The following is a 14,190-nucleotide window of genomic DNA, read 5'->3' on the forward strand; positions in this document are numbered from 1 at the left end:
TTATATTAAATCAATGAAAACTATAAAAACTATATTCTTGCCCGTCATAATTGAGAGAGGGCATGTGGTGGATAAAAATTATTGAAGATAAGGTGTAAAGAGGCCTTTTATAAATTGTCTGCAATGCAGGCTGTTACAATATTAACAGCAGAAAAGTAATATGCTGATGTTAGCTTGCATCTTAATTTGTGGTACCAGCTTGCACTTTATTATTTTAAGTAAAATGATGAGGACAATCCGATTTCGTGCTTTTTATGGGGAGATTATGCATGAAAAGGGACATTCTATGTGCTCATTTTTTATTTGATAAAGAAGATTAATAAACTAAAGTGTTCTATGTTATGGTAGTGAAATCTCTTGATACTTGATTATTCTTACAGAGTTATTTTTATGTCAATTTATATAATCATTTATATGATAAATTGTTTGATATTTTAGAAAATCTTTAGTCGATTGAGTGAAGGTTAAGTGTTATTACGCTTATTGTTCATATTTTTTATCATGATAAAATAAAATACTATGTATTAAAATTGTTCACGCCAGAAAGCGGGAATAAAAAGGACAAAAATCGTTATGATTTCAAGACGTCCAGCTAACATCAAAAAACTTAAAATCCATAAAGCATTATCATTGATTTTAGAGAAATTACCAATGGGACCAATAATATTTCCAAAGCCTGGACCAACATTTGAAAGCGCGGTTAGGACTCCTGTAAAGGCAGTGGTAAAGTCAAGACCAGTTGTAAGCAAAAGTGCAGTGCCGATGACAAGGCAGAACATATAAAGACATACAAAAAATAAAACGGCTTGAGCAACATCGTTTGATATATTTGAATGATCATAGCGAGCCTTTACAACGACATTAGGAGAAAGAAGTTTTTCTATATTTTTTTGTGTAATACGCCAAAGAATAATGAGGCGATTGATTTTCATGCCCCCAGAAGTAGAGCCAGCACATCCGCCTGTAAAAGAAACAATAAAGAAAATTCCAAGTGCAAACGGCCCCCAAAGTTGATAATCTTCAGCGCTGTAACCTGTGGTACTAATAATGGATGAAAGGTGAAAAATGACATCAAGAAAAACCAAGTGGAAAGCACGATGATCATGAAACTGTAGCCACGCTGCTAAAGCAAAGCTGAAAAAGAGAACGATATGAAGAAAAACAATTGCTTGTGGATCAAGAAAGCGTTTTGAGTGTCCAGGAAGTACTAATTTAACATAAAGCACGAAAGGTAAAGCAGAAAGCAGCATAAAGATTGTTGATATAATTAAAATGGCTGGCGTATCGGAAAAATAGCCAAAAGAAGCGTCATGAGTTGAAAAACCAGCAGTTGCTACTGTACTCATTGCATGGTTAATAGCATCAAATAAATTCATGCCGGTGGCAAAATAAGAAAGCATACAAGCCAATGTGAGTCCAACATAAGCTATGATAATTCCATTAGCAATTTGATTGATGCGAGGCAATATTTTTTCAGATTTATCAGATGATTCCATATGAAAAAGTCGCACGCCCCCCACGCGCAGTGAAGGCAAAAGCAAGAGGGCTAAACCGATAAAACCAATGCCTCCAATCCAGCATATGATAGAACGCCATAACAAAATACTTCGCGATAAATTATCAAGATCAGAAAGGACTGTAGAGCCCGTTGTTGTAATTCCAGAAACAGATTCAAAAATAGCTCCTGCTAGTGAAATAGGTAGAGGGGAAAGATAAAGAGGCAAAGCACCCACAACGCTTCCTGTAAGCCAAAGACATACAGTGAGCATAAAGCCAAGCCGTGCTGAAAAACGACAAGTAGCTCCCTTGGTTGCTAAAAGAATTAAGATTGCTAAAATAGTGATTATGGCACAAGAATAGAGGAAGGTCACCCAATTAGGGTTGTTATCGTGCAAATCCACCAAAATTGGCAAAAGCATCGCCCCTCCCATGATTAACGCGAAACGTGCACAGACATTGATAATAAATTGAAAAATGATCGTTCCCTATCTTTGATTTCTTTTTATTATATTTTCCACTTTATAGGATAAAGATTAATTTTTACACTAAGTGCGCTTTGATAAATCGGTAATTAAATCCTTTCAGATTCAAAAAGAAATATATATATATATATATATACAACATAATTTAGGTTGTTGAAAAATATTTTTTTAAAATGTTACATGTTATTATAACGTTATAAAATAATTAAATCATAAAAAGTGAAGGGGATTTAATGGTACAATCGCATATTCGCTTGCTTATTATTGGTTCAGGTCCTGCTGGTTATACAGCAGCAGTCTATGCAGCAAGAGCAATGCTCAAGCCGGTTTTAGTGACGGGTTTGCAGCAGGGAGGACAATTGACAATTACAACTGATGTTGAAAATTATCCAGGTTTTGCTGATCCCATTCAAGGACCATGGTTGATGGAACAAATGGCAAAGCAAGCTGAGAATATGGGAACAAAAATTGTCTATGATACGATTACAAAAGCTGATTTATTGAAGTATCCTTTTATCTTATATGGGGATTCAGGAACACAATATTCTTGTGATGCATTAATTATTGCAACGGGAGCTCAAGCACGCTGGCTTGGTTTGGAAAGTGAACAGACCTTTATGGGCGGTGGTGTTTCTGCTTGTGCGACATGTGATGGCTTTTTTTATCGTGATAAGGATGTTATTGTTGTCGGCGGGGGAAATACGGCTGTTGAAGAAGCGCTTTATTTATCGCATGTAGCAAAGAGTGTAAGCGTAGTTCATCGACGGGGGCAGTTTCGGGCAGAGAAAATTTTGCAAGATAGGTTGCTGGCTTGTAATAATGTACATGTTATTTGGGATCATGTGGTTGAAGAAATTGTGGGGATGCCAGCTCAGGGAACAAAGGGGGCTATTGTAACAGGGGCACGTCTGAAAAATGTTAAAACAGGTCACGAGATGAAAATGAATGCAGAGGGTATATTTATTGCTATTGGGCATGATCCAGCTGTTTCTCTGTTTGAGGGACAACTGAAACAAAAACGAGGCGGCTATTTATGGACAGCACCGGACTCAACCGCAACAAGCATTGCTGGTGTTTTTGCTGCAGGGGATGTAACAGATGAAACATTTCGCCAAGCTGTAACAGCCGCGGGAAGGGGATGTATGGCAGCGTTGGAAGCAGAACGATTTTTGGATAGATTTAAGCGTTAGTAACTCATTGAGAACATAGAAAATTTAGAGGTACAATTAATTGTGTCGCCACCGTTGGATTGGGATAAGTTAAGGGTTTTTCACACTGCAGCAGAAGCGGGATCTTTTACGCATGCTGCACAACAACTGCATTTATCCCAATCAGCTGTTTCACGACAGGTCTCGGCTTTAGAACAGGAGGTTGGGGTATCCTTATTTCAGCGTCATGCGCGTGGTTTGATCCTTACAGAACAGGGAAAAATTCTTTATCGTACAGCTCATGATGTTTTGATGAAGCTTGAAAGTGTACGGTTAGAATTAAGTGAAAGCTATGCAAAACCAACAGGGCACTTACGTGTGACCTCGACTTTTGGGATGGGTGCAGGGTGGATTGCAGAGCGTATGCCAGAATTTCTTAGTCTTTATCCTGATATGCAGGTTCAGCTTTTGCTTTCCGATGAAGAGCTTGATTTGACAATGTGTCATGCAGATTGTGCGGTTCGCTTACATCAACCTCAGCAGCCTGATCTTATACAAAGAAAATTATTTACAATTCATATGCATGTTTATGCTTCGGAAAAGTATATTGCAAACTGTGGAAAACCAGAAAAATTATCTGATCTCGATGATCACCGTATTATTTCATTCGGTGAACCTGTTCCACCTTATTTAGCTGGTTTAAATTGGTTAGAAAAGGCTGGTAGAAGTGATGGATCGTTGCGCATTTCTGTCTTACAAATAAACAATATCATCTCAATTAAGAATGCACTTATGCGTGATCTTGGTATTGCCGTACTGCCCGATTATATCGTCAATAATGATGAGCGATTGGTACGTCTTTTTCCTGATATGGTTGATATTCCTTCTTTTGATACTTTTTTTTGTTATCCCTATAATTTAAAGAATTTGGCAAAACTGAATGCTTTTCGGGATTATATTTTTTTGAAAGCTCGTCAGTGGTCTTTTTAGCGTTAATGACTTAATTTATAAGGAATAATTAATTGTCTTGCAACTTAAATGAGAGACTCCCGTAATATTCTCTCATTTCAAATTTTCCTCTATTGAATCAATTAAAATAATTTTCTGCCTATTACAAGTGGAGAGAGTTCATGTGGGTTAAACACTTTTGAAGAAAGGAATAAAATATTGTGTATGAATATTTTCAAATGTAAAGGTTGTCACAATATTGAAAATTAGACAGTTATATGATGGTGTACCTGACATCTTTATATTTAATTAAAAAGAGCAGTACACGATTGAGGGGCAACTTAAAGCTATGTGTTTATTGCATAGCAGGTACGCTTAAGTCTTTATTGTACTTCTTCTTATAAAATGACATAAAATACTATCTCTCGATTATGTTGCCTCCCATTGCATTTTCTTGAGTGTTCCCTTACGAAGGTCTGTCAGATTGATTTTATCTCTGAGGATTTTCCAAGTTTGCCGGGCGTTTGTCCGGCTTTTTTTTTATTTCTGATAGAGTTCTTAGAAATTGTAATACATAGGAAGATGATGAGAAAAGGATTTGACAACTTATTGATATAAAAATTTTTTAAGTATACTAAAGTTCAGTGAGGGATTTGAAAGAGATTTATTTTGTTGTGCCATAAAAATATTATCTTTAGGGACATGATATAAGATATAAAAATTTTTATACATGAAGTACTCTTTATTAGAGAGTATGAGATGGATGTTCAGGGCAGGGATTCATAAAGCCTATGACGCAAATCAAGTGGTTATTAGTTAGGGGTACCAAGAGAGATTAGACTATTTATACAGCGACAAGAGGCAGTTTCTTCTTCATTTTAGGGTAAAGAAGAAGTCAATTTTCTCGGGTATACTAACGTTTAGTAAAAAACGATCACAAGAGATGATGTTAAAAACTTTAAATTAAACTGTGGCAAAAGCGCTGGATACGTGAGCAAGCTTCTTCAAGTAATTTTTCTGATACTGCATAAGAAATACGAAAAGCTGATCCAAGTCCAAAAGCAGACCCTTGAACGACAGCAACAGCTTCTGTTTCCAGAAGCGCTATGGCAAAGTCTTCATCATTCGTAATACATTGGCCGTTAGGTGTTCTCTTACCAATAAGTCCTGCGCAAGAAGGATAAACATAAAAAGCACCTTCAGGCGTTGGACAGTGAATGCCAGAAGTTTGATTTAGCATGGAAACAACGAGATCACGGCGTGCTTGAAAAATACTTTTATTTTTAGCAATAAAGTCTTGTGGTCCGTTGAGTGCTTCAACAGCAGCCCATTGTGAAATAACACTTGTGCCAGATGTTTGCTGACCCTGAATGGTATCCATAGCTTTAATGAGTTCCTGTGGACCGCCTGCATAACCGATTCTCCACCCCGTCATCGCATAGGCTTTAGAAACACCATTCATTGTGAGTGTACGCTCATAAAGTGCTGGCTCTACTTGAGCTGGAGTAACAAAGGTAAAACCTTCATAGGTGAGATGTTCATATATATCATCGGAGAGGATATAAACATGAGGATATTTTACTAAAACATCTGTAAGTTTTTTTAATTCATTATGTGTATAAGCGGCACCTGAGGGATTTGAAGGAGAGTTAAAAATGAACCATTTGGTTTTAGAGGTAATAGCAGCTTCTAGCTCTTGTGGTTGGAGTTTATAAGAAAATTCAGCTTTTGTTTCTAAAAAGACAGGTATACCATCATTAAGAGCGACCATTTCTGGATAACTAACCCAATAAGGGGATGGAATGATAACTTCCTCTCCTTTATTCAAAGTTGCCATGAATGCATTAAAGAGAATTTGCTTTCCACCGGTACCAACAATAATTTGTTCTGGTTGATAGAGAAGGTTGTTCTCTCTTTTAAACTTTGCGGAAATTGCTTGGCGCAATTCTGGAATTCCAGATATAGGAGGATATTTTGTTTCTCCTCTCCGAATAGCCTCAATAGCGGCGTTTTTGATGTTTTCTGGGGTATCAAAGTCCGGTTCTCCAGCACTTAAAGCAATAACATTGCGTCCCAATGCTTTTAAATGGCGGGCCTTTTGGGAAGCAGCAATTGTTGCAGAAGGTTTGATCCGAGACAACTTGTCGGCAATAAAAGCCATAATTTAAAATCCTTATATTATATCAACAAATGATCATTGCTTTAAGGATATTCTATAAGAGATTATATCGTATGCAATAAAAAACTTTCCAAATATCCTTACACGGGCTTTACATTCTTCTTTTTTGAAATTTTTTAAGGTAGTCTCCTCTTAGATTTAATGAAAATTTTAGAGGGAAAATTAAAGGATATTTGATAAATTGTACAAAGGAAACAAGCAGTTTCTGATTTTAACAAGATAAAATTATGCTTTATACAAAACAAAGAAAACTTCGTCGTTTCAGACGAAGTTTTTTAAATAAAATATTGCAGAATTTAAACTTTAAAGGGCAGCAAGATTGCTAGCAGCAAATTTTCCTGAACGACGATCTTGAAGCACATCATAAGAAATTTTTTGCCCTTCATTAAGACTACTTAGACCAGAACGTTCAACAGCGGAAATGTGTACAAATACATCTGCACTACCATCACTAGGCTGAATAAATCCGAAACCTTTTGTTGTATTAAACCACTTAACTGTTCCTGTAGACATAGGAAACTCCTTAGAATATATAATTATTTGAGTATTGAAGCTTCCATTCTCCAATACGGCTATAGATCGAAATTGGGTGGGAGAAGTCTCGTCAAAAGTGCAGATTGCACAGGAAAGAAAGTCACGTAACCGAAAATTCGACAGAACCCTTATAGAAGTTTTTATAACAAAAAGCAAGCTTTAATTGTTTTTTATATAAAGGAAAAATCAGAAAACAGCATATATTTTGCTGTATAGCAAAAAATTCAACTGAAATAACTTTGTAGTGAACGTACTTCAAGAGGCCTTTGTTTGAGAGCTTTGATTGCTTCTACGACGGCTTCGGCTCCAGCTATTGTTGTATAATAGGGAACATTTTGCATTAGTGCTGCATAACGTAATGATTTGGAGTCTGAAATGGCGCTGGCAGTACTAGTTGTGTTAAAAATCAATTGAATCTGGCGATTACGAATAGCATCTTCAATATGAGGATGTCCCTCTAAAACTTTGTTGATTTTTTTTGCTCCAATCTTATTTTCAGTAAGAAATTTTTGTGTTCCACTTGTGGCAACAACAGAAAAACCAAGTTCAGTTAAACGTTTTACAGGGTTTAAGATGCGTTTTTTGTCTTCATCTCTTACAGAAACGAACAAAGTTCCCTCCTTGGGGAGTTTTACACCAGCTCCCAGTTGGGCTTTAGCAAAAGCAAGCGAAAATTCATAGTCAAGTCCCATAACTTCACCGGTTGAGCGCATTTCTGGACCAAGAAGTGTATCAACACCTGAAAAACGAGCAAAAGGAAACACTGCTTCCTTAACAGCAATATGTTTTTTTTCCGGTGAAGAAGGTAATCCACCATAAGCTTGAAGAGCATCATTAAGCGTTTCTCCAGCCATAATACGTGCAGCCATTTTAGCAATAGGACGCCCAATCGTTTTTGCAACAAATGGAACAGTACGTGACGCACGGGGATTAACTTCTAAGACATAAATGGTGTCATTTTTAATGGCATACTGTACATTTATTAAGCCACGAACATGAAGTGCTTGTGCTAGTTCCTTGGTTTGACGTTCTAATTCAGCCACTACTTTATTTGAGAGCGTATGGACTGGTAAAGAACATGCTGAATCACCAGAGTGGATACCAGCTTCTTCAATATGTTCCATAATACCAACAACCAGTGTATCTTTACCATCACATAGACAATCAACATCTACTTCTATTGCTTCTGTTAGATAGGTGTCGAAGAGAAGTGGATTTTTACCAAGCAATATATTGATTTGTCCTGTCTTATCGTTAGGATAACGGGCTTTGATACCTTCTGAAATTAATTCAGGAACACTTTCAAGTAAATAATTTTGTAAGCTACGCTCATCACGGATAATTTGCATAGCACGTCCTCCTAAAACATAAGAAGGGCGTACAACCAATGGGAAGCCTAGTTCATGAGCAATGAGGTGTGCTTGTTCGATGGAATGGGCAATACCATTTTGAGGTTGTGTTAAATTAAGTTTAAATAACAGTTTCTGAAAGCGATCCCTATCTTCTGCTAAATCGATGGCATCAGGTGAAGTGCCTAGGATGGGGATGTTGTGTTTTTCTAGAGCGCTTGCCAATTTCAATGGAGTCTGGCCGCCAAATTGAACGATGGCTCCAACCAATTCGCCTTTTTCCTGTTCTGCTTCTAAAATAGCGATAACATCTTCTGTTGTCAAAGATTCAAAGTAAAGGCGATCAGAGGTGTCATAGTCGGTTGAAACCGTTTCGGGATTGCAATTAATCATGATAGTCTCAAAGCCTGCGTCACGCAGTGCAAAAGCAGCGTGGCAGCAACAGTAATCAAATTCAATACCTTGTCCAATGCGGTTTGGTCCACCGCCTAAAATAGCAATTTTCTTGCGGTTAGAAACGGATGCTTCTGAGTGTTCTACACCTGCAAAGGGAACTTCATATGTTGAATACATATAGGCTGTAGGAGAAGAAAATTCAGCGGCACAGGTATCAATTCGTTTAAAAACATGTCTAACATTCAGTGATTTGCGCAAAGCTGTAACGTCATCGGGTTCTTGTCCGATAAGAGCGGCTAATCGTGCATCTGAAAAGCCCATGGCTTTTAACATACGCAAGTTATCTGCATCTTCGGGTAATCCATGAATGCGGATACGTTGTTCCATTTTAATGATGGAGGCTATTTGTTCTAAAAACCATGGGTCAATTTTACTAATTTGGTAAATTTCATTTAAAGGTAAACCTATGCGCATGGCCTGAGCAATGTAGCGTAGCCGATCAGGGCTTGGTATTGCAATGGCTGAGCATATAGAATTTTTTTCATCACCTTCAGCATGTTCAGGAATTACAATTTCATCAAGACCAGTAAGCCCTGTTTCAAGTCCACGGAGTGCTTTTTGCAACGATTCTTGAAAAGTGCGTCCAATTGCCATGATCTCTCCTACAGATTTCATCGCAGTTGTGAGGATAGGTGATGAACCTGGAAATTTTTCGAAGGCAAAACGAGGAATTTTTGTCACAATATAGTCAATAGAAGGCTCAAATGATGCTGGTGTTGCTCCTCCTGTAATATCATTTTTTAATTCATCAAGTGTGTAACCAACAGCCAGTTTAGCCGCTATTTTGGCAATGGGAAAACCTGTTGCTTTTGAGGCAAGGGCTGAAGAGCGGGAAACACGTGGATTCATTTCAATAACAATAAGGCGACCATTTTCAGGATTAACAGCAAATTGTACATTAGATCCTCCCGTTTCAACGCCAATTTCACGCAAGACAGCAATCGAAGCATTGCGCATACATTGATATTCTTTATCGGTTAAGGTAAGAGCTGGAGCGACGGTGATCGAATCACCAGTGTGAATCCCCATCGGATCAACGTTTTCAATAGAACAAACAATGATACAGTTGTCGTTTTTATCACGAACAACTTCCATCTCATATTCTTTCCACCCTAAAACACTTTCCTCAATCAATACTTCTGTTGTAGGAGAAGCTTCAAGCCCACATTCAATAATTTCATAGAATTCAGAGCGATTGTAAGCGATTCCACCACCAGTCCCACCAAGGGTGAATGAAGGACGAATAATGGCCGGAAGTCCAATAACATCAAGAGCTTGAACTGCTTTTGCTGTTGCATGGGCGATATAATGTTGTTTGCGATCAGCTTCAGTATGCCGCCAGTTTCGCTCAAGTTCTTCGAGTGCTTTGTCAAGCGCAGTGCCAGAAAGTTTTGCTTTAAGTTCAGCACGCATTTTGGCGTGCTGTTGGCGATTTTTTTCTTTCAATTCTGTTGCATTGGCTAACATCGAACGTGGTGTTTCCAAACCGATTTTTGCCATTGCTTGGCGAAATAAAGCACGATCTTCTGCTTTATCAATAGCATCGGCATTAGCTCCTATCATTTCAACGTTATAACGGTCTAAAACTCCCATACGTTTTAATGATAAAGCGGTGTTGAGGGCTGTTTGTCCTCCCATAGTGGGTAAAAGGGCATCGGGACGTTCATGGGCAATAATTTTGGCAACGATCTCAGGAGTAATGGGCTCTATATAAGTTGCATCCGCTAGATCTGGATCTGTCATGATCGTGGCAGGATTAGAATTTACCAGAATAATTCGGTAACCTTCTTCTTTTAGTGCTTTACAGGCTTGTGTGCCTGAATAGTCAAATTCACATGCCTGACCAATGATAATAGGTCCTGCTCCGATGATAAGAATAGATTTTATATCTGTGCGTTTGGGCATGGCTTTTTCCTATGACAAAGATTTGTGCACGATTGTGGCAGGCAAAATATTTCAGTTTCGAGGCTACAATCACTTTATAAGTTAAGTGACAAAGAAAGTAAGTACTAAAATACCTTTTCCATGCTTTTTTTATAAAGTTGAAGATAAATTTCTTTTCTTGGTTGAGACATCTTATAAGTATATTAAAACTACGACCTTTGATAAAAAATAATAATTCTCTCAAAAAAGAGAATATTCAGGCATACTGTAGAGAATAAAAGATAAATCATTATTTATGATTTATGGTTCGATGGAGTTTTGCCAAATGAAATGGGAAGCTTATCTTATTGTTCCGTATAATATTATCGTTTAGAGCGATGATATAGGGCATAAAAATTATGCATTAGGCGTTTTTGTTAGAGTATGTGATAAAATTCAGTACAGATTTGTCTGTAGAGCTTGTGGAATGAATTATATGAAATAGTTGCGGCTAGGATATGCAAAACAAGAAGCTAGATTGTTTACAAATCAGTTTTGATCGAAGGTTTGATTCTTTAGGTTAGAAAGAAAGTCAATCTATGTATTTTTCCATTCCATGAAGGGTGAGAGTGTATTCTAATATAATGTGGCTAAGGAGATAATTTCAAAGATGAACTTATTTGGTGTTGAAAGATAGTGGTAAAATACTCTTCCTTGACTTTATGTATGATGTTCAAAACTTTTTTAAAATATAAAGGAAGTTAAAATGCTGAACATTTCTCAAACAAGAATATTCTGCTTGAAAGATGTATCCATAGGAAAGCTTTTGGTGGCTAAGTCCCCAAAAGGGATTTGTTATATAGCGTTAGGAGACACCGCAGAGCAATTATTACAGGAGTTCACGGTACACTTTGGTAATGCACAACAAGTTGTGGGTGATAATACATTTAAGAGAGAAGTTGCTCATATTATCGCTATGATAGAAACTCCTAAGTTGATAAAAAAATATACTTTTCCCTTAGACATAAATGGTACAGTTTTTCAACAAAAAGTATGGGCGGTATTATGTACCATACCATGTGGTGAAACAATTTCATATGAGATATTAGCATGCCGTATTGGTATGCCAAAAGCTTTTCGTGCCGTTGCTAATGCGTGTGCGCATAACGAACTGGCTATTATCATTCCTTGTCATCGTGTAGTGCGTAAAGATGGTTTCATTTCAGGGTATCGCTGGGGGATCGAACGAAAACAGATTTTGTTACAACGAGAACAATAATGAGGAGAATTAAAAATAAATTTAACTTTGTGTGATGGGCATTATAATTGTTACTGTTGTTCCTTTCATTTCTTTTGAAGTAATTTCAAGTTTTCCTTTGTGTAGCTCTAACAGAGAGCGTGAAATGGCTAATCCAAGACCTGAACCCGTATGAGATTTAGTAAGCTGATTTTCAACTTGTTCAAAAGGTTGCCCGAGTTTTTTAATTGCTGATTGGGGAATGCCAACGCCTGTATCTGTAATTTTAAAAATAAGATTATTTCTTTTTCTAAAAGCGCAGACATCAATATTACCGCCAGAAGGAGTAAATTTAACCGCATTAGAGATGAGATTAAGGAAAATCTGTTTCATTGCACGACCATCAACTTCAGCATGAAGTTCTGGGGTAATGTTTGTTGTAACAACAATATTTTTTTCTTGTGCTTGAGGCGTTAGTGTCCGTACTGCTTCACTAATGATGGGTTCAAGATCAGTATTTTTACAATCAAGCGTAAACCTTCCAGCCTCAATTTTTGACATATCAAGGATGTCGTTGATAAGAGTTAGAAGATGAGTTCCTGAATTGTAAATATCACGCATATATTCCTTATAGCGTTGTGAACCAAGAGGGCCAAAAGTCGATTGCAACATGATATCTGAAAAGCCGAGAATAGCATTTAGTGGAGTCCGCAATTCGTGAGACATATTGGCTAAAAATTCTGATTTAGCCTTATTAGCACTTTCGGCACGTTCTTTTTCTGCTTTCAGACTTTTATTAAGTTTTTCAACTTCTGTTGCGCGTTGTTGAGCACTTCCTCGCGTACGTTTGAGTTCTTGAATAAAAGAAAAAAGACGCCTTTCACTGTCTTCAAATTTTTCCTGTTGTTGTTTAAGCTCAGAAATATCAGTACCAATACAAACCAGCCCTCCGTCTTGAGTTCTCCGTTCATTAATTTTAAGCCAAAAACCATCTGCAGTTTGGCGAATACTGGTTAAGTTACCATTCCCATCATCTTTAAGGGGATATTCACTGATGGCAGGGCGGGCCATGGCTTCGACGGTTGCACGTTGGATACCTGATTGTAGAATTTGTTTAGGGATAGTGGCATATTCGCAAAATTTACTATTGGACATAACTAAGCGTCCTTCGGCATCCCACAAGACAAAAGATTCTGAAATGTTTTCAATTGCATCGCGGATACGAAGATCTGCTCGAGCTGTTTGTTCAGCCAATTGTTGTTGTTCACTAATGTCGAACGAAATACCAACCAAATGGGGTTCTTCTTCATCAGTAACTTCGGCACGAAGTCGCATCCATACATAATGACCATCAGCATGACGCATGGGAATATTGATATCAATATGATTTTTTTTGCCCCCCATTAACTCTTGAGCAATATCAAAAAAATTGGCATCATTTGGATTAATAATGGCGCTAATTTGGGAAATTGAAAGCAATGCATCTTGAGGGACATAGCCGAGCATTTCGTACATTGCTCGTGACCAGTAGACGCGTCCACTTGCCATATTCCAATCCCACAATCCACAACGTCCACGCATCATTGCCATATCAATACGGTTTTGAATTTTTTCTGAAATAATATCTGTCTTACGTGCTCGAACTAGTTGATTATAATAAGCATAAAGAAGAACGAGAATAATAGCGCTTGTTCCGATGAATAGAGTTATATTAAGCGAAAAAAAATTGCGCCATTTCAGAGTGCTATCTTGTATCGTTTCACTAATGAATACGCTATATTGTCCATTTTCTGTTTGGTGAAATGAAGCAAGAGCTGGAGTATCTCTTCCTATTGTGATTTTCATAACTCCAGTGTGTTGTCCAAGAGATTGTAAAGCAATGCTATCAGAGATAAAATTTTGCAAAGGTTTCCCCAAAGTGATCTGTGAATTAGATGAAGCCAAGACATTGCCTTTTTGATCAACGATGGCGATTAGAGTGTTGGGCGTAATAAGATCTTTATGACGAAAAGTATTGATGATATTTTGCAAATGATTAGGAGAAAGGGCAGAAACTTTTCCTTGTTGAGAAACAGCCAATAAATCATGATCGATTGTATTGGTAATATGAGAAGCTAAGAGAATGATGGTAGAACGTGTATTTTTATCGATTGTATCGCGCCAATCATAGATTGATATAAAACGAATTGCTGCAATGACAATAAGAAATGCCACAATGACAAATGGAAGTGAGCGTCGCAACCAAGGTTCAATAAAGAGAAGTTTTTGATAGGCAGAGCCAGAAAGCAGATGAATATGCTTTGTTTGCGCTTTCTGACTTTGAGCACTTGATTTTGAATCAGCATAGATCTCTGTTGGCGCATTATATGCATCCAATTTAGTCATCTCTTGTTCCTTTAATTCCGGAATAATGCGATTTAAAAACTGCTTCCATTTTCATGAGTAAACCCCATGAAAGTACAGTGAATCAAAACAGGAGTCTTCTGTCCAGTAT

Annotated in this window: 8 protein-coding genes; 3 read left to right on the forward strand and 5 right to left on the reverse strand. The window is 37.4% G+C overall.

Going from position 1 to position 14,190, the window contains the following annotated elements; all coding sequences use genetic code 11:
• Positions 1–524: 524 nt before the first annotated feature.
• The gene (locus tag MCY_RS03600; RefSeq protein WP_007347012.1) at positions 525–1,919 is read right to left on the reverse strand and encodes a TrkH family potassium uptake protein; all 1,395 of its coding nucleotides are present in this window, start codon (positions 1,917–1,919) and stop codon (positions 525–527) included.
• A 296-nt stretch (positions 1,920–2,215) separates the two neighbouring features.
• On the opposite strand from MCY_RS03600, the gene trxB reads away from it, so the two are divergent.
• Together trxB and MCY_RS03610 are read left to right on the forward strand one after the other, a co-directional pair.
• Complete coding sequence (gene trxB / locus MCY_RS03605; RefSeq protein ID WP_007347013.1) at positions 2,216–3,172, forward strand: thioredoxin-disulfide reductase; 957 nt, start codon at positions 2,216–2,218, stop codon at positions 3,170–3,172.
• 42 nt (positions 3,173–3,214) lie between these two features.
• Entirely contained in the window at positions 3,215–4,120 is a 906-nt protein-coding gene (locus MCY_RS03610) for a LysR family transcriptional regulator (protein WP_007347014.1), read from the forward strand.
• Between the two features lie 916 nt (positions 4,121–5,036).
• On the opposite strand, the gene MCY_RS03615 is transcribed toward MCY_RS03610, so the two are convergent.
• The 3 genes from MCY_RS03615 to carB all read right to left on the reverse strand — a co-directional run bounded on the left by MCY_RS03615 (position 5,037) and on the right by carB (position 10,501).
• Complete coding sequence (locus tag MCY_RS03615) at positions 5,037–6,239, reverse strand: pyridoxal phosphate-dependent aminotransferase (protein ID WP_007347015.1); 1,203 nt, start codon at positions 6,237–6,239, stop codon at positions 5,037–5,039.
• Positions 6,240–6,560: 321 nt separating this feature from the next.
• The gene (locus MCY_RS03620; protein ID WP_007347016.1) at positions 6,561–6,770 is read right to left on the reverse strand and encodes a cold-shock protein; all 210 of its coding nucleotides are present in this window, start codon (positions 6,768–6,770) and stop codon (positions 6,561–6,563) included.
• A 245-nt stretch (positions 6,771–7,015) separates the two neighbouring features.
• On the reverse strand, positions 7,016–10,501 hold the full coding sequence (gene carB, locus MCY_RS03625) for a carbamoyl-phosphate synthase large subunit (RefSeq protein ID WP_007347017.1): 3,486 nt from the start codon (positions 10,499–10,501) through the stop codon (positions 7,016–7,018).
• Between the two features lie 724 nt (positions 10,502–11,225).
• Here carB and MCY_RS03630 point away from each other — a divergent pair.
• Positions 11,226–11,738 (forward strand): methylated-DNA--[protein]-cysteine S-methyltransferase, encoded by a 513-nt coding sequence (locus MCY_RS03630; protein ID WP_007347018.1) that lies wholly within the window; start codon positions 11,226–11,228, stop codon positions 11,736–11,738.
• A 21-nt stretch (positions 11,739–11,759) separates the two neighbouring features.
• On the opposite strand, the gene MCY_RS03635 is transcribed toward MCY_RS03630, so the two are convergent.
• Positions 11,760–14,081: an ATP-binding protein gene (locus MCY_RS03635; RefSeq protein WP_007347019.1), complete on the reverse strand. Its 2,322-nt coding sequence runs from the start codon at positions 14,079–14,081 to the stop codon at positions 11,760–11,762.
• Positions 14,082–14,190 lie beyond the last annotated feature (109 nt).

Source organism: Bartonella rattimassiliensis 15908 (assembly GCF_000278215.1).
Classification (GTDB): Bacteria; Pseudomonadota; Alphaproteobacteria; order Rhizobiales; family Rhizobiaceae; genus Bartonella; species Bartonella rattimassiliensis.

Coding starts and splice junctions, on each gene's coding strand:
- MCY_RS03600 (WP_007347012.1), bottom strand. CDS start 1,919: ATGCTTTTGCCAATTTTGGTGGATTTGCACGATAACAACCCTAATTGG.
- trxB (WP_007347013.1), top strand. CDS start 2,216: ATGGTACAATCGCATATTCGCTTGCTTATTATTGGTTCAGGTCCTGCT.
- MCY_RS03615 (WP_007347015.1), bottom strand. CDS start 6,239: ATGGCTTTTATTGCCGACAAGTTGTCTCGGATCAAACCTTCTGCAACA.
- MCY_RS03620 (WP_007347016.1), bottom strand. CDS start 6,770: ATGTCTACAGGAACAGTTAAGTGGTTTAATACAACAAAAGGTTTCGGA.
- carB (WP_007347017.1), bottom strand. CDS start 10,501: ATGCCCAAACGCACAGATATAAAATCTATTCTTATCATCGGAGCAGGA.
- MCY_RS03630 (WP_007347018.1), top strand. CDS start 11,226: ATGCTGAACATTTCTCAAACAAGAATATTCTGCTTGAAAGATGTATCC.
- MCY_RS03635 (WP_007347019.1), bottom strand. CDS start 14,081: ATGACTAAATTGGATGCATATAATGCGCCAACAGAGATCTATGCTGAT.